Genomic DNA, 20,711 nt, shown 5'->3' with positions numbered 1-20,711 from the left:
AGTTTCCCAAAAGCCACCGCCATTTGCATGAAGAAAATCGCCCTCCCCCTGCTGCTGATCGTCCAGGCCCTGCACGGCGTTTACGCCCAGGAACAAACTCCCGTCGAAAACGCCACGCCCAAGGTTGAAATCAAGGGCAGCGCGGCGATGGATATCCGCCGCAATGACACCGCGACCAAGATCGTCGTGACGCAGGAGGAGATCCTGAAGAATGGCGACACCAGCATCGGCGAAGTGCTCAAGCGCCTGCCAGGCATCACGCTGGACGGCGTGCAAGGCCGCGGCGGCAATATCCGCATGCGCGGCCTGGGCAGCGGCTACACCTCCATCATGCTGAACGGCGAGCCTGCGCCACCGGGCTTCTCGCTCGATTCGCTGACACCGGACATGATCGAGCGCATCGAAGTGATGCGCGCCGCCACCGCCGAGTTCAGCACCCAGGCCATTGCCGGCGGCATCAACATCGTGCTGAAGAAAGCCATCTCCACCGCGCAGACCGAGATCAAGGCCGGCCTGCAATCGGATAACGGCCAGCCCGGCGCCAGCGTCAACCTGCAGATGTCCGACCGCAAGGGGCCGTGGTCGTATTCGATCGGCGGCGGCTTCCTACACGGCGATTTCGATCGCCCCAGCCATACCGTCACCGAAGCTGGCGGCAGCGCACCATTGCTGCGCCGGGGCGAAGCCACCAGCGAAGGCTACTTCCGCAACTTCAACCTGGCGCCGCGCATCAACTACGCGATCAAGCCGGGCGACGTGATCACTTCGCAGAGCTTCATTGCGGTCAACCGCTTCCGCGCCCACAACACGGAACGCATCAGCACCGTGTACGGCCAGGAGCCGATGTTCAGCAGCCTGGACCAGGACATCAAGGCCGACATGGAATTGTTCCGCACGGATCTGAGCTGGGCGCGCCCGCTGGCCGACGGCGCCAAGCTGGATATGAAGGCAGGCCTCAACTACAACCACCGCAACGTGGGCGCGCCGAACCTGCAGACCGGCACGCAATTTGAGCGCAAGCGCAGCGTCACTTCCGAGTCGACCGACAAGGGTTTCACCACGACCGGCAAGTACTCCAGCCCGATCGTGCCGGGCCACGCCCTGGCTACCGGCTGGGATATCGGCTACAGCAAGCGCGATGAGGACCGCATCCAGCGCGAAGAATACCTGCGCGCGCCGGCCGGCATCGCGCCGCAGAACCTTGACGAAGTCTTTTCCGCCGACGTGACCCGCCTGGCGGCCTACGCACAGGACGAATGGAACGTGACCGAACGCTGGTCCGCCTACTTTGGCCTGCGCTGGGAAGGGGTGAACATCAAGAGCACCGGCACCGACTACGGCAGCATCGACAACAACTCCAGCGTATTGAGCCCGCTGTTCCAGACCCTGTACAAGCTGGGCGACAAGAAGAAGGACCAGGTGCGTTTCGGCTTGACCCGCACCTACAAGGCGCCGGGGGTGGGCGACCTGATTCCGCGCCGCTTCACCTCCAACAACAACAGCTCGACTTCGCCGGACATGATGGGCAACCCGAACCTGAAGCCGGAACTGGCCTGGGGCCTGGACCTGGCGTTCGAGCACTACCTGGGTGAAGGCGGCGGCCTGCTGTCGGCCAGCACTTACGCGCGCCGCATCGAAGACATCACGCGCCGCCGGGTGGATTTGATCGATGGCGTGTGGGTGTCGCGCCCGGTCAATGCCGGCACCGCAAACACTTACGGCATCGAGCTGGAAGCCAAGCTGCCTTTGCGCTCGATCATGAAGGAAGCACCGGGCGTCGAGATGCGCGCCAACCTGACGCGCAGCTGGTCGAAGCTCGACACCGTACCGGGCCCGAACAACCGCCTCGACCAGCAGGTGCCGGTCAGCGGCACCGTCGGCGCGGACTGGAAGCTGGACAAGCTGCCGCTGACCCTGGGCGGCTCCTACAGCTACCAGGGCGGCGGCGAAGTGCGCATCTCCGACAGGCAGTACGCCTATTCGGTGCCGAAGCGCGCGCTGGACTTGTATGGCTTGTGGAAGTTCACGCCGAAGACGCAGCTGCGCCTGTCGGCATCGAACATGCTGCGTCAGGACAACCTGGCGCAGTCTTCCTATGTCGAGGCCACCGGGCGACGCCGCGACACCACCATCACCCCGACCAGCGTCCTGTTCCGTGCAATGCTGGAAATGAAGCTCTGAGCCGGTTGGCACAAAAAAAACGGCGGCCCGCAGGCCGCCGCAAACAGGATACAAGCTCACAAAATCATGCAGCCAGCGCCAACTCGGGCGCGGCGAGCGCGACGCCGCCGGCCAGGCTGTAGGCATTCCGGTAGCCAAGGCGGCGCAGGCATTGCGCTGCCTTGGCGCTGCGGTTCCCGCTGCGACAGAAGAACACCAACGGCGGCTGGTCGACGGCCGCCAGCCAGCCCGGCACGAAGGCCGCCAGACGGCTCAGCGGCACGCTTTCCGCTGCGCGCCCGCCGGGAATGCAGGCGGCTTGTTCGTAGGTTTCGCGCACGTCCACCAGCACGGCTTGGGGTTGCGCTTCCAGCAGGCGCGCCAGGGCGATGCTGTCCAGGTTCAGTTCCGTGCTCGCCTTGCTGGCCTGAGCCTCGGCGCGCAAGCTGGTGCAGCAGGCGTTCACTTCTTCGCGGCCGGCGCATACCAACGCATCGGCGGGCACCTTGCCGGCAAGTTCGGACAACGCCGCCAGGCCGGTGAAGGCGTAGTCGACTTTGTCGCCGCTGCACAGCAGGTAAGCCGAGCGCGTTGAATCCAGCGCCACTCGGCGCACCGCGTGTGCGCCGAAAGCGAAGCTGTCGGTTTCGCCGCCGTCGCGCGTGCTGAGACGCGCCGCGAGCTTGTAGCCGTGGCTGTGCAGCAGGCTGTCAATACGTTCGCCCAGTTCGGCCTGGTGGTCGATCACGATGCATTGGCGCGACGGCTCGTCCAGCAGCAGCCAGGTGTGATTGCCCGCCAGGCTCAGTTGCAGCACGCCTTCCGGCACGACGGCGCCGGACACCGGCGTATCCATCAGGCCTGCGTCGCGCAGCGCCATGCCGCAGCGTTCGATGCGGGCGCAGGCTTCGTTGATGATCTCTTCGCTGGCGAGCGGACCGAAGGACATGCGCACCGCGCTGCTGCTGCGCCAGGCCGGCAGGCCCATTGCATCGAGCACATAACTTGGTGCAGCCTTGGCGGCGGAGCAGGCGCTGCCGGCGCTGACGCGCACATTGGCGGCGTCGAATACATCGAGCAGCTCCTTGCTCGACAAACCGGGCACGGAGAAATTCAGGGTAGTCGGCAGCGCCTTGTCGAGCGGTGCGTTGAACACGATGCCGGGGAAAGCTGCGCGCAGGCTGGCGGCCAGTTTATCGCGGAAGCCGTGCAGCTCCGACGGCGAACGGAAGGTGCCGCCTTCTTCCAGCGCAGCCAGCACGGCGCCCAGCGCCGCAATGCCCGCCATGTTTTCGGTGCCGGAGCGCAGCCCGGCTTCCTGGCCGCCGCCCATGACCAGCGGCGTGTATGGCGCGCCTTCGCGCACATACAGCATGCCGATGCCTTTCGGCGCGTACAGCTTGTGGCCGGAGAACGGGGCGTAGTCGATGCGCGTGTTGCCCAGGTCCAGCGGCAGCTTGCCCAGGCCTTGCACGCAGTCGACCATCCACAGCGCCTTGCTGGCTGCCAGCGTGGCGCCAATGCCAACCAGGTCGGACACCACGCCGGTTTCGTTATTGGCGGCCATGGTGCAGACGAAGGCCGCTTGCGGCGCCAAGGCACGCAGCACGGCCAGGTCGTGGCGGCCGTCGCCGTCCACCGGCAGCTTTTTCAGTTCGAGACCCAGGCCCAGCAAGCGATTCCAGTGCGCCAGCGCTTCCGGCACGGCCTTGTGTTCGGTGGCGCCATACACCAGCAGGCCGCCGATCGCTTCTCCGCGCTCACGGCGTTCACGCAAGGCGCACAGCGCTGACAGCACCGCGGTCTGGATGCCTTCCGTGGCGCCGCTGTTGAACATGATGTGGCCGTTGCCCACGCCCAGCAGGCGTTTGGCGCGCTGGCGCACGGCGTCCATCATGGCCTTGGCCTTGAGGCCGGTTGCGTGGGTGCTGCTGGGATTCCCGAAGCAGTCGCGCATGGCTTGCACCGCCGCATCAATGGCGGCCGGCAGCACGCAGGTGGTGGCATTCCCGTCGAGGTAGATTTCTTTGCTCATACTCAATAGTTTACGAACCAGTCGTGAATCAGGCATTCCAAAATTACCTCAAACAAGCCTTAATGTAGAATAAGCATTCCAAATAACCATATAAATAAAAATGAATGATCTTGACCGCTTCGATTACGCGATCCTGGGGGCGCTGCAGGTCGATGGCACGCTGTCCGTGGCCGAGCTGGCGGAAAAGGTTGGCCTTTCGACCACGCCATGCTGGAAGCGCCTGAAACGCCTGGAGGAGGAAGGCTATATCGACCGCCGCGTGGCGATCATCAATCGCCGCAAGGCGGGCTTGCCGGTGACCGTCTTTGTCAGCGTGCGCACCAGCCAGCACGACGAGAAGTGGCTGGCAAAGTTTGCCGCCGCCGTGGTGGCGCTGCCGGAAGTGCAGGAATTCCATCGCATGAGCGGCGACATCGATTACCTGCTGAAAGTCGTGACCACCGATATCGATGGATATGACCGTTTCTACAAGAAACTGATCAAGGCCGCGCAACTGACCGGCGTTTCGTCCGCGTTCTCGATGGAGCAGATCAAGTTCACCACCAGCCTGCCGCTTGACCTTGTGTCGCACGGGGCCGGTGGCTGAGAGTCACGGCCAACCGTGGGATAATGGCCGGATGCTGAATTCCGTGCTTCTTTCCCTGCTTCCCGCCCGCAGCAATACCAGCCAGCGCCAGCGCCTGCGCGCCAGTGTCGGCGCCCTGCTTGGCCTTTTGATAACCAGCTTCGCCGCCCACTACCTGCTGGGCGATAACGCGATGTGGCTGGTGGCCCCGGTTGGCGCTTCTTCCGTGCTGCTGTTCTGCCTTCCCGCCAGCCCGATGGCGCAGCCATGGGCCGTCATTGGCGGCAATGTGGTGTCCGGCTTGATGGGCGTGGCCTGCGTGCAGTTCTTCGGCCCCGGCCCGTTGGCGGCGGCACTGGCGACGCCGCTGGCGATTGCCGCCATGTACGCGCTGCGCTGCCTGCACCCGCCCGGCGGCGCCACGGCGCTGATGATGGTGATCGGCGGGCCGGCCGTGCATGCCATGGGCTATCGCCTGCCTTTGGGACCGGTGCTGGTGGACTGCGTGCTGGTCGTGCTGGCGGCAATCGTCTACAACAATCTGACCGGGCGCCGCTATCCCCACAGCCAGCAGCTGGCACACCCGAACCCGCACGCAACCAAAGACGAGGTGCCGACGGTGCGCTTCGGCTTCCAGCCGGAAGACCTGGACGCGGTGCTGCGCCAGTACAACCAGGAACTGGATATCAGCCGCGACGACCTGGAAGAACTGTTCCTGAAGACCGAGATGCGCGCCTACCAGCGCCGCTTCGGCATCATCACCTGCGGCGACATCATGTCGAAGGACGTGGTGACGGCGGAATTCGCCACCCCGCTGGCCGATGCCTGGCGCGAAATGCGCCGGCACCGTATTGCAGCCGTGCCGGTCCTGAACCGCGTGCGGCGCGTGATCGGCATCGTCACCACCAGCGACTTCATGGCACACGGCGGACTGGACGACTACCACGGCATGCGCCGCCAGTTGCTGGATTTCCTCCGTCCGTCAGGCACCACGCATTCGGAGAAGCCGGAGGTGGTCGGCCAGATCATGGTGAAGCACCCGCGCACGGCCAGCATCGACACGCCCATCACGGAACTGGTGCCGCTGATGGCCGATTCCGGCTTCCACCACATTCCCGTACTTGATCACGAAGACCGCTTTGCCGGCATCGTGACGCAATCGGACGTGGTGGCGGCGCTGTATGCTAGAAACGCTTTGTCAGCGTCAGAAGGCCAGACTCCGTCTTCATGTCAAGCCGCTTGAGCACCGAATTTCCGAGCAGGATGACGCCCAGGCCGGCTTCGTTGATGGAGCCTTCCACGTTGGCGAATTCGAACTCGCCCACCTTCACCTTGTCCAGTTTCACAATCCACACCGGCGCCGTGCCGGCTGCCGTCTGAGTAAAGGCCCGGCGGCCCTTGTTCTTGTAGTCGATGCCCATCTTGCCCGCCAGCGCGGCCGGAATCGACACCAGCGTGGCGCCGGTATCGAGCATCATTTTCACCGGGAAGCCATTGATTTCGCCAGCCACCGCGTAATGGCCATTCATATCGGGCGACAGCACCATCGAATTGCCGCCACCATCGGATTTGGACGCGGCGAACTCGCCCAGGCGGATGACATAGCGTTTTCCGCCATCTTCAATGGTTGCCTCGCCCGACGTGACGCCAACCAGTCTGCTACCATCAGGCAGCGTGGCACCGACCGGGAAAGTGCGTGGTGCGCCCCCGTTGACCGATAACAGGGCCCTCTCTTTCATGGTGCCCACCAGGCTTACATCGGCCTGGGCCGACACTGCGGTTAACATCAAGGCAGCAACTAGCGCGATACGCATTGCAGGAAACTCCGGTCAAAATTGCATTTTGACACATTTTCGACCGTTAAATTGTTGACTGTTGGGCGCAACATTTCGATAGAATCTAGGCATATGCAAACGTTGAAAAGGGTGCTTGCACTCGCCCTAGAAGAAGCGCAAACAGGCTTTGCGACAATGTGCAAACGGATGACCGAGCAGGCGGACGCAGTATTGGGCGAAGCCCTGCGTACGGCGCCGCCGGCGGACCAGCGTCTTGCCGGGGCGTGCCGCCTCTTCCTGCGTGAGCAGGGTGCTGCCATGCGTGCGCGCATGGAGCGCTCTTACGCAGGCTTGCTGGCGCGCGCCATGCAGACCATGCACACCGACCTGCGCACCGGGCTGCACGACTTCCGCGCCGATACCCTGACCCTGATCGATGACGAAGTGGTAACGCGTCAGATCGAAGTCGAGCGCCTGCTGCTGAAGCTGCGCGACGCGGACGAACTGAGCCTGGGCCACCTGAACCTGATCATCGCCCAGATGCACGGCGACAGCGAAGTGCGCGAGCGTGAAAACCCGTTCCGCCCTTACCTGCTGGCGCGCTCCCTGTACGACGCCCTGAGCGCCATGGTGGCAGACGAGGCGCAAAGCAAACTGCTGTTCGATACCTTGTCGCACGCCATGACGGCGGAGCTGGGTGAGTTCTACAACCGCCTGCGCGAAGTATTCGAATCGCGCGGCATCCGTTCGCGCCTGGTGGCACGTCCCTCGGCCCTGAGCCGGCTGGAGCAGGACCGCCTGGCATGGCAACGCGCCGCAACCGGGCAGGCCGACGCCGACGTCGCCATGCGCCAGCGCGTGGCGCGCCTGGGGGCGGTACGGAAGGAAATCCAGCAAGACTCGCCGCCCAGCATCCTGCACGGGCAAGCCGATGTGCCATCCAAGCCGGAACTGCAGGAGCTGGTCTTCAGCATGTTCAATCCCTCGGGCATCCGGCGCAGTGCGCCGCAGGCGCAGAACACGCTGCGCGTGCAGCTTGATACCGCCTTGCGCCAGCTCCAGCGCGAACATGCCGGCAGCGGCCCGCAACCGCCGCTGGCCCTGCTCGACCGCATGGCAAACCTGCCGCACAGTTCGGAACGCATCGTGGTGGAACTGGTCGGCCTGCTGTTCGAGTTCATCCTGAATGACGAGCAGCTTCCCAAAGGCATCCGCGAACAACTGAGCCGCCTGCACGCGCCCTTCCTGCGCGCGGCACTGAAAGACCTGGCGGTGCTGCAAGGCGCCCACCTGCCGGCGCGCCATCTGCTGGACCGCATCGGCAGCGCCGCGGTGGGCATCGGTGCCGATTCGACGCTGGTCGTGCCGCTGCAGGGCGAAGTGGAACGGCTGGTCAACCAGGTCTTGCAGCAATACGAGCACGACGCTTCCGTGTTCGCCGATGCGGCCCTGGAACTGGATAGCTTCCTGGCCGCCCTGCTGCGCGAATGCGACCCGGTGGTGCGCCGCTCGATGCCGGCCTTCGAACGGGCGGTGAAAGTGGCGCCTTTCGTGGCGGCCCTGGCGGACAACTTGCGCGGCCATCTCGAATCGGTCAATGTCGACCGCCGCATGATGGATTTCATCACCGGCACCTGGGCGCAGGTGATGGTACACACTTATGGCAAGCAGCCCGATTACGGCAAGCTGCTGCCGGAACTGGTGTGGAGCGCGCAGGAAAAAATCCTGCCGGAGGAACGCTCGGTGCTGATGAAAATGCTGCCGTCGCTGGGCCGCGAGTTGAGGGCCGGCCTGGCAACGATCGGCATGAGCGAAGCCGATGCGCAGGCGGCACTGGACCAGCTGGTGTCGCTGCACATGGATGTGCTGTCCAACAATATGCCAATGCCGACCACGCCGCGCATGAACGTGGCAGGCTTGCGCGAACGCTTCGCCGCCATTGACGCGGGACAGCCGGCGCTGGCCGCCACCACGCATGCCGATGCCTTGCCGGCACAGCCGCAGTTCAGCGCCGAGTTTGCGCTGCATGGCGTCCTGGCCACCGTGCAGCCCGACCCGGCACTGGCCCCGGTATCGAGCTACGAGGACGAATGGCTGCAATGGGCGCAAGCCGGCAACGGCTTCGAACTGCTGTCTGGCGGCAGTTACGTGCCGCTGCGCCTGGGTGCCGTGGCGGCGCGCAATGCAGGCTTCCTGTTCACGGCGCCGGACCACACCACGCCACTGGTGTACTCGCGCGCAGCCCTGCTGGCAGCCATGCGCGACGGCAGCCTGCGGCCGGTGGAATACTCGCCGCTGTTCGAGCGGGCAGTGGAATCGCTGATGACCGGCGCGGAGTCGCTGGACGCTACTTAAGGCCCGGGACTCGGCCCGCCGCGGCTCCCGGCCGGCCTGGCTGCCGGCGGATGCCGCCTGTTTTCACAGCGACGAGTCCTCGAATTGCCACAGGTACCAGCAGCCATCCTGCTGGCGGAAGCGGTAGAAATAAACCAGCGAATCCGAGTCGGGCCGGAACACGTTCAACTCCATGCCGCCCGGCGTTGCGAGCTGCCTGGTCGACAGGTGATCGGTCCTGATCATGTCTGCCAGCAGGGCCGATGCCGCAAACTGCTCACGCGCTACCAGCGTTTTCTTTTCTTCCGCCGTCGCCAGCGATTCAAGCGGGAACACCGTGCGCTCGGCGGCGAACTGGCGATCGCTCATGTAGCGCGGCAGGAAGCTGTCGAACTTTTCCGCTACGCAGCCACGCTGCGCGGTTGGCGCCGTTGCGCATCCAGCCATCGCCGCCACTGGAATCATCATTGCCAGGATTTTTTTCATAGGGCCCGTGCCGCGGTTGATCATCAGGTGCGCTCTGGAGGGGAACGATGTGCGGATACGACATGCGGCTCCCTCGTTCCAGTTTAGCGATCTTGCAACATTGTAGCAGCGGGCTTGCTCGGCTATGCTTATCGCTCCTTCATTTACCCGGATCAAGAAAAATGAAACATCGTATTACCCTCGGCGCGTTGGCGGCCGCCGTTTTGCTGGCGTATGCCCCGGTCCACGCCAATGCTGCCGCGGCCAAACCTGCGGCGCTGGAAAAAGCTCCGGCCAAGAGCAATGAGGCGGCAAAGAAGCAGTTCTGGGCATTGGCCGACGAGTATTACGATGCCATCGCCAAGTTCGATCCGGTAGGCGCGACGCAGAATGGCGACAACCGCTTCGACGACCAGCTGGGCACCGCCATCTGGCCCGCCTCGCGCAGCAAGCAGTTCGACCTGTACCGCACTTTCACCAAGCGCCTGCAGGCCATCCCGCGCGCGCAGCTCAATCGCGGCGACCGCATCAGCTACGACGTGATGGCCTTCGAGCTGAAGACTTACCTGGCGTACGAGCCTTTCCCTGAACACCTGCTGCCGATCAGCCATATGGACAGCATGCCGGTCACGCTGGCCAACTTCTCGAGCGGCGACGCATCGCAGCCACTGACCACGGTCAAGGAATACGAAGCTTACCTGAGCCGCCTGAACCAGCTTCCAGCCTGGATCGACCAGGCCATCGCCAACATGAAGGAAGGCATGGCCAAGGGCATCACCCAGCCGAAAGCCATCATGATTGCCGCGCTGCCGCAGTTCCAAAAACTGGTCAGCGAAACGCCTGAAAAGAACATCTACTTCACGCCGGTCACCAAATTCCCGGCCAGCTTCAGCGACGCCGACAAGCAGCGCCTGGCCGCCGCTTTCCGCGCCACCGTGGCCGACAAGCTGAATCCAGCCTTGGCCAAGCTGTCCGCCTTCGTGGAGCAAGAATATATCCCGGCCTGCCGCACCAGCACCGGCTGGAATGCCCTGCCGAACGGCGACGCCTGGTACAAGGTACGCATCGCCGATGCCACCACCACCAGCAAGAGCGCCGAAGAAATCCACCAGACCGGCCTGCGCGAAGTAGCGCGCATCCAGGCCGAATACGCCAAGCTGGGCCCGAAACTCGGCTACAACGGCCCGGCCGCCGGCCTGCCGACCTGGGTGTCGCAGCAGCCGAAGTTCTTCCCGTTCAAAACGGAAGACGAAGTGCAAGCCGTGTACCACAAGCTGAACGACCTGCTGGACACCAAGCTGCCCGCCATGTTCACCCTGATCCCCAAGGCCAAGCTGGACCTGCGCCTGGAGCCTGAACTGAGCCGCGATACCGCATCCGACCACTACACCGCGCCAGCGCTGGATGGCTCGCGTCCAGGCGTGTTCTGGTCCGTGGTCACCGACCCGACCAAATACGGCAGCACCGGCATGAACACCTTGTTCCTGCACGAAGGCAAACCTGGCCACCACTTCCACATCGCCCTGATGCAGGAACTGGACATGCCGAAGTTCCGCAAATTCGGCGGCAATACCGCCTTCACCGAAGGCTGGGCGCTGTACGCGGAAACCCTGGGCAAGGAAATGGGCCTGTACGAAGATCCTGCCCAATACTTCGGCCACCTGAACGACGAAATGCTGCGCGCAGTGCGCCTGGTGGTCGACACCGGCATGCATGCCAAAGGCTGGACCCGCGAGCAGTCGATCCGATACATGACCGAAACCCTGGGCGACGAAAGTGTCGCGCGCAACCAGACCGAACGCTACATGGTATGGCCGGCGCAGGCACTGGCGTACAAGACCGGCGCCCTGAAGATCCAGGAGCTGCGCGCCAAGGCCGAGAAGGCCCTGGGCAGCAAATTCACGCTGGCCAAGTTCCACGCCATCGTGCTGGGCGACGGCACCGTGCCGCTGGCCCTGCTGGAGTCCAAAGTCGACGCCTGGATCGCCGCATCGCGCTAACAGATGGGCCCGTGTCCCGTTTCGGGTGTGACCCCATGGTGGGACACGGGCTGGGCAGTTATTTCTTGAGGGCGTAGCGCTTGATGCGCTTGAGCACCAGCTCGGGCAGCGGCGAAATCTGTTTCGCGTGGTTGGCAAACACGATCTGCTGCCGGCCCACCGATACCGGGCTTCCATCGGCATAAAAGCGGAATTCAAGCCAGAACGAGCATTTCCTGACGTCGTAGGTATTTACCTCGCACGACACTTCCTGGAATGGGAAGGTCTCTTGCAGGTAATCATTCTGGGCATGCTTGGTAATAAATACCCCCTCCGCCTGCAGCATGTCGCGGGAAATACATTCATAAAACCACTTCTCCCGGCAAATGCCTTGCCATTCGAAATACCGCGCAAAGTAGGTATTGCCGTAGGCATTGGAATCCTTGAGGAAAATCGAAAGCTTGTGGTGGAAGGTCATTTCGGCTGCGGCAGGAGCGTCGGGGGCTGGGACGTGGACGTACATAGGACTATTTCTCCATAAAAGTAAAACGGCTTAATGCCAGCCCTTACTTTTTCCGATTGGCGCGCCGAACTATTGATATTCCTCAATACTTGTCTAATTTCTTGACAATAAGCTGTTAACAATCCCTTTTTAAGCTGAGGAAACTCAATGTATGCGCTAATTCCGGCATTGGTCTCAGCCCTATTTATCTGCTATGGGCTGTACGTATTGCGCTCGCGCGGCCCAAACCGGGTCGGCATGACCTTTTTTTCCGTATGCGCCACCACCTTCTTCTGGCAGGCGAGCTGGGCGCTGCTGTTCCTGACGCATAACGACACCACCGCCATGGTGTTGGCGCGCCTGGGCTACCTGCCCATCCTGTTCCTGCCGACCACGTTGTACCACTTCATCATCGAACTGACCGGCAGCAAGGACGAGCGTCCCGGCCTCTACCTCAGCTACCTGTTTGCCGGTGGCCTGGGCCTGCTGCTGCCAACCACGGACTGGATGCTGTCCGGGCTGCAGCATTATTTCTACGGCGCCTATCCCAAGGCCGGCTGGCTGCACCCGCTGCACCTGGCGCAGACCGTGATTGTGATCGGGCGCGCCTTGTGGCTGCTGTACCACCGCCAGCAGCGCGCGGTATCAACCGAGCGCACGCGCCTGCGCTATGTGCTGGTCAGCATTCTCATCTACTTCGGCGCGGCCAGCGATTACCTATGCAACTACGGGGTCGAAATGTATCCGCCGGGCGTGCTGTTCATCATGGCCTCCCTGGGCCTGATCGCCCAAGCCATGGTGCGCCATAACCTGCTGGCCGACCCGATGGCCGCTGCCGCCACCATCGCCCATGAAATGCGCACCCCGCTGGCCAGCATTCGCAGCCAGACCCGCATCCTGGCGCGCAACCTGCCCGAGCTGATCGCTGGCTACCGGCCGGAACACCAGGGCGCACTCGGCACGCGCCAGCTGGAACACCTGGGCGAGATTGCGCGCAGCATCGACGCCGAAGTGTCGCGCTCGAACTTCATCGTGGACATGTTGCTGGCCTCTGCGCGCGATGGCATCATGCGCAGCGAGAGCTTCGCCGTGCATTCCATCAGCGTCTGCGTGGATGAAGCGATGGCTTGCTATCCTTTCTCCGGAAGCGAACGCGCGCAGGTGCGCGTCACCATCCGCAACGAGTACAGCTTTCACGGTTCGGACGTACTGCTGATGTTCGTGCTGTATAACTTGCTGAAGAACGCGCTGCAGGCGGTGAAGGCCGGTGGCAGCGGTGCAGTGGATGTCGAGTGCTATTCCCGCGGCAACCATAACTGGCTGGTGGTAAGCGACAACGGCCATGGCATTGCGCCCGACGTGCTGCCGCACGTCTTTGAGCCGTTCTATACCACACACCGCAATGGCGGCGGCACCGGCATGGGCCTGGCCTTCTGCAAGCGCGTGGTGTCGGCCTTCGGCGGCGAGATTGGCTGCGAATCGGAGGCGGGGCGCTATACCCGCGTGGCCATCAGCCTGCCGCGCACGGCGCCCTCACCATGCAACCCGGCCCGTAAGCATATCGCGGAACATTACCCAGTCGCCCATTAGGCTGAACAACGGATACCTGAACGTGGCCGGCCGGTTGTGTTCAAAGAAGAAGTGGCCGACCCAGGCGAAACCGTAGCCCACCACGGGCAGCAGCCATAGCAGCGCCAGCTCGCCGCTGACGATGGCCATCGCCACCAGCAGCAGGACAATGGTGGAGCCGGCGAAATGCAGGCGGCGGCAGGTGCTGTTGGAGTGCTCCTTCAGGTAGAAAGGGTAGAACTCCTTAAATGTCCGGTAACGCGTCTCCATGCTCATCCTCCGGGTGGACTTCCTTGATGATGTGATCGAGGTCGGTATCGTCGCCCAGCACAAACACCTTGCGCTCTCCCAGCATCTTGAGAATGAATGGCTGCTGCTCGCGCAAGCGGCGCTGGAAGTCGTCGACGGAATACAGGTTGGGATTGATCTTGCGGCGCAGCAGGCGCTCGGCCACCGGCAAGCGGCTCAGCAGCTCGCCATACGTGGTGTTTTCGCCGATCAGCAGCAGCTCGACCGGCGCGCTGGAATCTTCCGCTTGCTTGACGGTGGTGCCGTAGACGAAAGCCACGCTGAGCTGCTTGCGCATTGGCGCCAGCGCCGAGTTCAGCACGCTGACCAGGCCGAAAGTCTTCTTGACCAGGCTGGCCAGCTCCGGATAGACCAGATTTTCCTTGTTGGGGCGAAACCGGCGCACATTGCCAATGCGTTCGGAAACGATCAGCCCCGATTCGTGCAGGCGCTTGAGCTCGCGCTGTGCGGAAGCGCTGCCCAGCCCTGTCAGGCGCATGATTTCATTGAGGTGGAATCCCTCATTCACGCGCACGAACAATAAGCCCAGCAGCTTTTGCTGGGCCGGGGTAAACAGGGCCGAAGCGATCATGAGCCAAATATTAGCATGACCAAATAATGGGGACGTACCCCATTTTTCATCAGGCTTTGGCGACGCTCCTGGCCGGCGGGCGCATGCGCGGCGCGGCATCGGACTGGCGGCGCACCAGGGTCGAATCCATGACCAGGTGTTCCGGCTGCTGCGGGTCGCCTTCGCGCTGGGCGCGGATCTGGTGCACCAGGAATTTGACGGCGGTTTCCGCCATGTCGGCAATCGGCTGGCGCACGGTGGTCAGCTCGGGCCAGATGGTGGTGGCGAGCGCGGTGTCGTCGAAGCCGGCTACCGTCAGGTCGCCCGGCACGTCCAGTCCCATGCGGTGGGCAATCGCCACCGTGGCGGCGGCCATGTCGTCGTTGCTGGCGAAAACTGCCGTCGGGCGATGCTCAAGTGCCAGCAGCTGCTCGGCCGCGTCGAGGCCGGAACGGTAGGTGAACATCCCTTGCACCGTCAATTCTTTCGGCATCGCCAGTCCCTTGTCGGACATGGCAGCCTTGAAGCCTGCCAGGCGGCGTGCGCTGGCGGTCTGGTTCGGATGGCCGATGACGAAGCCGATGCGCTGGTGGCCCAGCGCAATCAGGTGGTTGGTCATGGTGTAGGCGGCCTGGTAGTCGTCGATGCTGACGGCGCTGACGCGCTTGTCGGGCTGGCCGCAGGCAACCGTTACTGCCGGCACATGGGCCTTTGCCACCAGGTCGATCAAGCCTGGCACATCGCACAGCGGCGGCGGCAGGATGATGCCGTCGACGCCGTTATCCAGCAGGCGCTGGGTCTTGTCTTTCCACTGCTCCCCTTCGCACTTCTCCACCACCAGTTGCACGTTATTCAGCGACGCCTGGTTCAGCAAGCCGACCAGGAATTCGGTCAGGTAGCCAGCCGAGGGGTTCGAATAGAGGAAGCCGATGCGTACAGGCCGTACCCCGGCCAGGCGGCGCGCCGCCTGGTTGGGTACGTAATTCAGTGCCGCTACTGCTTCGTCCACCTTCTTGCGCGTGGTGCTGCGTACGTTCGGGTCGCCGTTCATCACGCGCGACACCGTCATCGGCGAGACGCCGGCCAGCTTGGCCACGTCGGACATGGTCGGCGCCCCGCTGCGCGGCGCCGTGGCTCCTGGCTTCGGCTTTACCTTCTTGCTCGACATCTGCTTAAAAGACCCTTTGTGGTTGGACAACAAAGGGACTCTACCACAGGCGATCAGAACTTTGCACGCAGCCCCAGGCTGAAAGTCCGCCCTGGCTTGTACCTGGTAAAGGCTGCGCTCTCGTACTGGAAGTAGGTACGCTGCGCCGAATCACTGAGGTTGGTGATGTCGAAGGTCAGCGTTGGCCAGTTGTCGCGGTCGAAGACCTTGGCCAGGTCCACGCTGGAGGACATGTCCAGCTGCTTGTAGTCGTTCACGAACAGCGCGGCATTGGTGATGCCGTTCTGGTTGGCGCCCGATACCTGGCTGCCTTCCGTCCAGTTGTGCGAGAAGCGGATGCTGTAGCCGGACTGCTCGTAGTAGGCGGTGAAGCTGTTGGTCAGGCGCGGCACGCCCAGCGCCACGAAGCCGTTGGTGCCTTCGCCGCTGGCTTTCTGCCTGGTGTAGGTCATGGTCTCGGAGAAGCCGAAGCCGCGCACCGGCAGCAGCTTGTCCAGCGGTTGCACCCAGCCCAGTTCCACGCCCTGGATCTTCAGCTCGCCTGAAGCGTTCTTCTGGCGGGTCAGGACCACGGTGGCCGCGTCGGGACCGCCGCGCGCATTGATGGCTGCCTGCTGCACCGGGGTCAGCGCGTCCCAGGTCACGCCGTAGGCTGCCAGGTCGCGGAACGGGGTAGTGACGTTTTCGCTGACGGTGAAGCCGTTGATCTTCTTCTGGAACAGGGTCAGGCTGACATAGCCTTCGCGGCCGGTGTACCACTCCAGGCCGACGTCGATGTTATCCGACAGGTAGGGGCTGAGCGAGGCGTTGCCGACGCTGCCGATATCGGCCGACGGATTGGAGAAGTTGATGCCCGGACGCAGCGCGTTCGGATCGGCACGGGTCATCGAGCGCGATGCGGAGGCGCGCAGCAGCAGGTCCTTGCGCAGGCTGAGGGCGGCGCTGGCCGATGGCAGCGTGTTGCTGTAGCTGGTGTCGAGGTAGTAGAAGCTGTCGATGTTGGGGTACTTGCTGCCGTTCAGCGTGAGCGTTGCGTTGCGCGGATCGGGAATCGAATTGAAGGCGCCCACGGTCTGGTCGGTCTTCACGCGGCGCACGCCGGCGTTGTAGCGCAGCTGCATGCCTGCCAGGTCCGCTTCGCCATTGACCTCGGTGTAGAAGCCCTTGGTCTTTTCCTTGATGTAGCCGGCGGAGGCGCTGGTGTTGGAGGAACCGGTTTCCGGCGCGGTCGCCACGAACTGGTCGTAGTGCGAGTCCTGGCGGAACTTGTTCCAGTCCAGCGTGACGAAGCCGGGGCCAGGCTGCAGGTAGCTTTGCAGCGCGGTCGCCGGAATCAGGGAGCCGTTGTACACCAGGGTGTCAGTGCGGCCGGCAGTGTAGCCGGTGCCGAAACCTGGATACAGCGCAGCCGCGCTGGCGCCCGGGGTGCTGGCGCCGTTGCACGACGGTGCGCCGTTCGGGCCAAGCAGGAACACGCTCGGATTGTTGCCGCAAACAGCTGCCTGCCACGCGCCGGAATTGTCCTTGGCGGTAATGCGGCGCGAAATGTCGTCCAGTGCGAAGCCGGCCTTGACGTTGAAGGACTTTTCGCCCCAGGTCACATTGGCGCGCGCGCCCTTGGTTTCGGTGTTGCGCTTTTCCTGCTGCAGGTTCACGCGGCCGCCGCTCCACTGGAAGTTGGCCGGGTTGTTCAGGTCAATGTTCGAGCTGATGGTGGGGACGTCGCCCGAAGTATTGTCGAAGGCGACGGTATTACCGGTGCCCAGCGCGGTGATCGGCATCACGGTCGGCGAATCGCGCAGGAAGGTGGAGCGGGTGATGTTGGCTTGCGCATCCATCTTCCACTTGTCGTTGATCTTCCATTCCATGCCCGGGTTGGCGCCCCACAAGGTCACGTCTTCGGTATAAGGACGGAATTCGAGGAAGTGCTGGGCATTGGCGAAGGTGCCGCTGGTGACCACGCAGCCATTGGTGCAATCGTCGCGGTCGACCTTCATGTTCAGCGGGATCATGGCGCCGTTGCGGCCGACCCAGTTCATGTCGATACGCTGCAGGGTGTTCTTCTTCTTCCCGCCCAGGGTGTCGAGGTAGAACTGCAGGTTTTCGGTCGGGCGGTATTCCAGGCTGCCGACGATGGAGACCTTGTCCTTCTTGCCGCTTTCGACCATCTGGCGTCCCAGGCGCGGGATGATGGCGTTGTCGATCTGGGTGATGTTCAGGCCCGGATTATTCGCCAGCAGGAAGGCCTGGTCGATGGTGGCGCCGGTGGTGAGTCCGTTGCCCGCGCCGGCCGGCACGGTCGATGGGATGGTCCAGTTGCCGCCGCCGGTGTTGTTGCGTGTAGGCGAGCTGCTTTGCGCGGCGCTCAGGTTGGCATTGGTCCAGCCGATGGTTTCAAAACCCTCGGTGCGGACCTTGTTGGTACCCCAGGCGATGCCGCCCAGGATACCGAAGGTATTGCCCCAGGTGTTGCTGGCCAGGACGGAACCGCGGTTGCCGACTTTCTTGGCGACCGAATTTTCGGTAGCGGTCACGTTGGCTGCAATGTAGCGGCCCTTGTTGTCGAACGGGCGGGCGCTTCGCATGTCGACCACGCCGGCGGCGCCGCCTTCCAGCAGGCCGGCGGTCGGGCTCTTGTTGACGGTCAGCTTGCGGAACAGGTCCGTCGGCAGCATGTCCAGGTCAACCTCGCGGTTGGTGTTCTGGTTGTCGGTGCGGCCGGTCGATGCCACCGCCACCGGGGCGCCGTTCAGCAAGACCTTGGTGAAGCTGGTGCCGAGGCCGCGGATCTGGATGTTCAGGCCTTCGCCGCTGATCTCGCGGCTGACCTGGATGCCTGGAATGCGGTTCAGGGATTCGGCGATGTTCGTATCCGGGAATTTGCCCAGGTCTTCCGCGAACACGGAATCCTGGAAGCCGATCGCCTCACGCTTGTCTCGCGCCGAAGTTTCCAGGCTGCCGCGATAGCCGGTCACCTTCACCACATTGCTCTCTGGCGTTACCGTTTCCTGTGCATAGGCCTGGGCAATCATGCCGGCCATGACGGTGAGTCCCAGCAGGGTCTCTCTGCATATTACTTGCATCTGTCTTCTCCAAATTATAGTTATTACTACCATTTGGTAACATAAATTGTTACCGCTACCAACACAAACAAAAAAAGTATCGTTCTGTATCAGCCATGTCCCGGCGCGAACGGGAAGTGCAGCGATTTGTAGTACTCCAGGCTATGCGGCGGCGCCTGCACGCCAGCGGGCAGCGGCAGCTTCGATACGGACTGGAAGTAGGCGATGCTGGCGTCGCGCCACCATTGCGCCTCCTGGCGTTGCACGGCCAGCCGCTGTGCCACTTCCTGGTGGCGACGGGCGTCGATCAACGGCTTGAGGCGCTGCCAGCGCTGCTGCATTTCCGCCACAGCGGCGACGCCGCTGTCGTAATGCGCCAACAACTCGGCCCACAGCGTGCGGCCGGACGGCATCGCGTAATCCCACGGCAGGTGGTGGAACCACAACAGGTATTCAGGCGGCGTGTTGCGCGGGTCCGACCAGCGCTGCGCCAGCGCCGGCGCATACTGGGCCAGGGCGTTGCTGCCGGTCGCCGTGCGGTCGAAGCCGATGCCCTTGCTGTCGGCACGGTGGTAATAGGCCGGGTTCCATTCGGGGCGCGCCAGGTCCGACACCCACGGCGCGGGGCCGTAGTGGTGTCCGGTACCCATCAGGTGTGTCAGGCCGAGGGGCGTCATGTAGTCCACCACGGCTTCACGCGACATCATCATCAGGCCGGCGATGTCCGGCGCGGCCTTCGCAGAGAAAGTACGGCCGGCCCATTCCAGCGCAATATCGCGCGCCCTGGCCTGCGGGTTCCAGGCAAGGCGGCCAAAGGCGTACCAGTTGGCCTGGTCGAAGTGCGAACCGCTCCAGGTGCGGCTGCTGCCGATATTGGCGACGCCTGCCATGCCGGCGACCGCAGGCGCCGCATCGCGCAGTGTTTCTTCGTACAGCGTGCCGAGGTAGGCCAGGTGGGTGGCGAAACCGAGGTACTCCTTGGTGACCTGGAACTCCATCATCAGCGGCGTTTTCGGCATCGCGCCGAACAGGGGATGCACCGGTTCGCGCGGCTGGAAATCCAGCGGGCCATTCTTCACTTGCACCACCACGTTCGGCGCGAACTTGCCGTCCAGCGGTGCGAAATCGCTGTAGGCCTGTTTGGCGCGGTCGTCAGGCTGTTCCGAGGCGTAAACAAAGGCGCGCCACATGACGATGCCCTTGTGCGGGGCCAGTGCGGCGGCCAGCATATTGGCGCCTTCAGCGTGCGTGCGGTGGTAATCCTGCGGGCCGGGCTGGCCTTCCGAGTTGGCCTTGACGAGGAAGCCGCCGAAGTCGGGAATGACGCGGTAGATCTCGTCGGCTTTGTCACGCCACCACTGCGCGACTTGCGGATCGAGCGGGTCGGCGGTGCGGGTTTGCTTCAGCTCCAGGGGCGTCGACCAGCGCACCGAGAGATAGACGCGAAGGCCGTAGGGACGCAGAACGTCAGCAAGGGCGGCAGCTTTCGCGATCCAGGGTGCAGTCAGGATCTCCGGCTTGGAGTTGACGTTGTTCAGCACCGTGCCATTGATGCCCAGAGAAGCATTGGCGCGCGCATAGTCGATGTAACGCTGGTCGCGGATATCCGGCAGCTCCCACCAGTTCCAGATCGATTCACCTGAGTATCCGCGCTCCACGGTGCGATCCAGGTTGTCCCAGTGGTTCAAGACGCGCCGCGCCAGCTTCGGCGCGTTGCGTTCATCCAGCGCATCGAGTCGTTTGCCTAGTTGCGCGGCCTGCAGCCAGGCGAAGGCACCGTACAGCAGGCCGATATCCTTGTTGGCTGCGATCAGCGTGTACCTGCGCCCATTCGGCTCGCACATCGAGCGCAGCAGATATCCTTCGTCGCCCAGTCCTTCCAGCGCGCCGGCCACGGCAGCCTGGCCACCGCTTGCTGCAAGTTGCGTGCGGGTTGCCAGCACGATAGCGCCGCTGGCCGGCTGGGCGCCCGCCGAAAGCACGGCAAGTGATGGCTCCTTGCCAGCCATGGCGCGCAAGCCACGCTGCAATTCCTGCACGGCCGCCTGCACCGTCGGCGATCCAGGCGTTGCCAACGCAATCTGCTTTGGCAACGCTACGCCGGCAAGCGTCCGATAGCGCAGCCAAAGCTCATATCCGTCTTCCTGCTCCGCCTGCGCTGCCGCAAGCGGCAGCAGCAGGGCCAGCGCCAGCACGACACGCTGCCAAATAGCCATCCTTCGTCTCCCAGTTTTTTAT

At 63.4% G+C, this 20,711-nt stretch carries 15 protein-coding genes; 6 read left to right on the top strand and 9 right to left on the bottom strand.

Features of this window, described 5'->3' with window-relative positions; translation table 11 throughout:
• Positions 1-27 precede the first annotated feature (27 nt).
• The gene (locus ACN9MU_RS04005) at positions 28-2,181 is read left to right on the top strand and encodes a TonB-dependent receptor plug domain-containing protein (protein WP_426344197.1); all 2,154 of its coding nucleotides are present in this window, start codon (positions 28-30) and stop codon (positions 2,179-2,181) included.
• Between the two features lie 64 nt (positions 2,182-2,245).
• Here ACN9MU_RS04005 and ACN9MU_RS04000 read toward each other — a convergent pair whose 3' ends face one another.
• A complete protein-coding gene (locus ACN9MU_RS04000) occupies positions 2,246-4,195 on the bottom strand; it encodes an aminotransferase class V-fold PLP-dependent enzyme (protein ID WP_426344196.1) in 1,950 nt (649 codons plus the stop codon).
• 100 nt (positions 4,196-4,295) lie between these two features.
• On the opposite strand from ACN9MU_RS04000, the gene ACN9MU_RS03995 reads away from it, so the two are divergent.
• Complete coding sequence (locus tag ACN9MU_RS03995) at positions 4,296-4,781, top strand: Lrp/AsnC family transcriptional regulator (RefSeq protein WP_426320630.1); 486 nt, start codon at positions 4,296-4,298, stop codon at positions 4,779-4,781.
• A gap of 31 nt (positions 4,782-4,812) precedes the next feature.
• Positions 4,813-6,003, top strand: coding sequence for an HPP family protein (locus tag ACN9MU_RS03990; RefSeq protein ID WP_426336849.1), 1,191 nt, complete (start codon positions 4,813-4,815; stop codon positions 6,001-6,003).
• On the opposite strand, the gene ACN9MU_RS03985 is transcribed toward ACN9MU_RS03990, so the two are convergent.
• Positions 5,945-6,574: a TIGR02281 family clan AA aspartic protease gene (locus ACN9MU_RS03985; RefSeq protein ID WP_426167671.1), complete on the bottom strand. Its 630-nt coding sequence runs from the start codon at positions 6,572-6,574 to the stop codon at positions 5,945-5,947. The genes ACN9MU_RS03990 and ACN9MU_RS03985 overlap by 59 nt on opposite strands.
• A 93-nt stretch (positions 6,575-6,667) precedes the next feature.
• On the opposite strand from ACN9MU_RS03985, the gene ACN9MU_RS03980 reads away from it, so the two are divergent.
• Positions 6,668-8,890: a DUF1631 family protein gene (locus tag ACN9MU_RS03980; RefSeq protein WP_426320624.1), complete on the top strand. Its 2,223-nt coding sequence runs from the start codon at positions 6,668-6,670 to the stop codon at positions 8,888-8,890.
• 63 nt (positions 8,891-8,953) lie between these two features.
• Here the strand turns inward: ACN9MU_RS03980 and ACN9MU_RS03975 are convergent, their stop codons facing one another.
• Positions 8,954-9,355: a hypothetical protein gene (locus ACN9MU_RS03975; protein ID WP_426167667.1), complete on the bottom strand. Its 402-nt coding sequence runs from the start codon at positions 9,353-9,355 to the stop codon at positions 8,954-8,956.
• Positions 9,356-9,516: 161 nt separating this feature from the next.
• Here ACN9MU_RS03975 and ACN9MU_RS03970 point away from each other — a divergent pair, with 161 nt between their 5' ends.
• Complete coding sequence (locus ACN9MU_RS03970) at positions 9,517-11,334, top strand: DUF885 domain-containing protein (RefSeq protein WP_426167665.1); 1,818 nt, start codon at positions 9,517-9,519, stop codon at positions 11,332-11,334.
• 58 nt (positions 11,335-11,392) lie between these two features.
• Here the strand turns inward: ACN9MU_RS03970 and ACN9MU_RS03965 are convergent, their stop codons facing one another.
• Positions 11,393-11,836 (bottom strand): acyl-CoA thioesterase, encoded by a 444-nt coding sequence (locus tag ACN9MU_RS03965; RefSeq protein ID WP_426167663.1) that lies wholly within the window; start codon positions 11,834-11,836, stop codon positions 11,393-11,395.
• 147 nt (positions 11,837-11,983) lie between these two features.
• On the opposite strand from ACN9MU_RS03965, the gene ACN9MU_RS03960 reads away from it, so the two are divergent.
• On the top strand, positions 11,984-13,405 hold the full coding sequence (locus ACN9MU_RS03960; RefSeq protein WP_426167661.1) for an ATP-binding protein: 1,422 nt from the start codon (positions 11,984-11,986) through the stop codon (positions 13,403-13,405).
• Here ACN9MU_RS03960 and ACN9MU_RS03955 read toward each other — a convergent pair.
• From ACN9MU_RS03955 to ACN9MU_RS03935, 5 genes are all read right to left on the bottom strand, one after another.
• A complete protein-coding gene (locus ACN9MU_RS03955; RefSeq protein ID WP_426167659.1) occupies positions 13,349-13,654 on the bottom strand; it encodes an Mpo1-like protein in 306 nt (101 codons plus the stop codon). The two genes, ACN9MU_RS03960 and ACN9MU_RS03955, sit on opposite strands and share 57 nt — an antisense overlap.
• The gene (locus tag ACN9MU_RS03950) at positions 13,629-14,264 is read right to left on the bottom strand and encodes an ArsR family transcriptional regulator (protein WP_426167657.1); all 636 of its coding nucleotides are present in this window, start codon (positions 14,262-14,264) and stop codon (positions 13,629-13,631) included. The genes ACN9MU_RS03955 and ACN9MU_RS03950 overlap by 26 nt, the downstream gene beginning before the upstream one ends.
• Before the next feature lie 49 nt (positions 14,265-14,313).
• Positions 14,314-15,411, bottom strand: coding sequence for a LacI family DNA-binding transcriptional regulator (locus tag ACN9MU_RS03945; RefSeq protein WP_426167655.1), 1,098 nt, complete (start codon positions 15,409-15,411; stop codon positions 14,314-14,316).
• Between the two features lie 53 nt (positions 15,412-15,464).
• Positions 15,465-18,494 carry a TonB-dependent receptor gene (locus ACN9MU_RS03940; protein WP_426167653.1) on the bottom strand — a complete coding sequence of 1,010 codons (3,030 nt, stop codon included), beginning with the start codon at positions 18,492-18,494 and terminating at the stop codon, positions 15,465-15,467.
• An 89-nt stretch (positions 18,495-18,583) separates the two neighbouring features.
• Positions 18,584-20,689, bottom strand: coding sequence for an alpha-glucuronidase family glycosyl hydrolase (locus tag ACN9MU_RS03935; protein WP_426167651.1), 2,106 nt, complete (start codon positions 20,687-20,689; stop codon positions 18,584-18,586).
• Positions 20,690-20,711: the final 22 nt, after the last annotated feature.

It is taken from the genome of Pseudoduganella sp. R-32, from assembly GCF_049913245.1.
GTDB lineage: Bacteria > Pseudomonadota > Gammaproteobacteria > Burkholderiales > Burkholderiaceae_D > Rugamonas.
The sequence above is the reverse complement of the archived record's forward strand: the minus strand, read 5'-3'. Positions and strand labels throughout refer to the sequence as shown.

What these genes read in the sequence shown, in the direction of transcription:
- ACN9MU_RS03965 (WP_426167663.1), bottom strand. Translation starts at nt 11,836, where the DNA reads ATGTACGTCCACGTCCCAGCCCCCGACGCTCCTGCCGCAGCCGAAATG.
- ACN9MU_RS03985 (WP_426167671.1), bottom strand. Translation starts at nt 6,574, where the DNA reads ATGCGTATCGCGCTAGTTGCTGCCTTGATGTTAACCGCAGTGTCGGCC.
- ACN9MU_RS03970 (WP_426167665.1), top strand. Translation starts at nt 9,517, where the DNA reads ATGAAACATCGTATTACCCTCGGCGCGTTGGCGGCCGCCGTTTTGCTG.
- ACN9MU_RS04005 (WP_426344197.1), top strand. Translation starts at nt 28, where the DNA reads ATGAAGAAAATCGCCCTCCCCCTGCTGCTGATCGTCCAGGCCCTGCAC.
- ACN9MU_RS03955 (WP_426167659.1), bottom strand. Translation starts at nt 13,654, where the DNA reads ATGGAGACGCGTTACCGGACATTTAAGGAGTTCTACCCTTTCTACCTG.
- ACN9MU_RS03935 (WP_426167651.1), bottom strand. Translation starts at nt 20,689, where the DNA reads ATGGCTATTTGGCAGCGTGTCGTGCTGGCGCTGGCCCTGCTGCTGCCG.
- ACN9MU_RS03975 (WP_426167667.1), bottom strand. Translation starts at nt 9,355, where the DNA reads ATGAAAAAAATCCTGGCAATGATGATTCCAGTGGCGGCGATGGCTGGA.
- ACN9MU_RS04000 (WP_426344196.1), bottom strand. Translation starts at nt 4,195, where the DNA reads ATGAGCAAAGAAATCTACCTCGACGGGAATGCCACCACCTGCGTGCTG.
- ACN9MU_RS03960 (WP_426167661.1), top strand. Translation starts at nt 11,984, where the DNA reads ATGTATGCGCTAATTCCGGCATTGGTCTCAGCCCTATTTATCTGCTAT.
- ACN9MU_RS03940 (WP_426167653.1), bottom strand. Translation starts at nt 18,494, where the DNA reads ATGCAAGTAATATGCAGAGAGACCCTGCTGGGACTCACCGTCATGGCC.
- ACN9MU_RS03995 (WP_426320630.1), top strand. Translation starts at nt 4,296, where the DNA reads ATGAATGATCTTGACCGCTTCGATTACGCGATCCTGGGGGCGCTGCAG.
- ACN9MU_RS03980 (WP_426320624.1), top strand. Translation starts at nt 6,668, where the DNA reads ATGCAAACGTTGAAAAGGGTGCTTGCACTCGCCCTAGAAGAAGCGCAA.
- ACN9MU_RS03950 (WP_426167657.1), bottom strand. Translation starts at nt 14,264, where the DNA reads ATGATCGCTTCGGCCCTGTTTACCCCGGCCCAGCAAAAGCTGCTGGGC.
- ACN9MU_RS03945 (WP_426167655.1), bottom strand. Translation starts at nt 15,411, where the DNA reads ATGTCGAGCAAGAAGGTAAAGCCGAAGCCAGGAGCCACGGCGCCGCGC.
- ACN9MU_RS03990 (WP_426336849.1), top strand. Translation starts at nt 4,813, where the DNA reads ATGCTGAATTCCGTGCTTCTTTCCCTGCTTCCCGCCCGCAGCAATACC.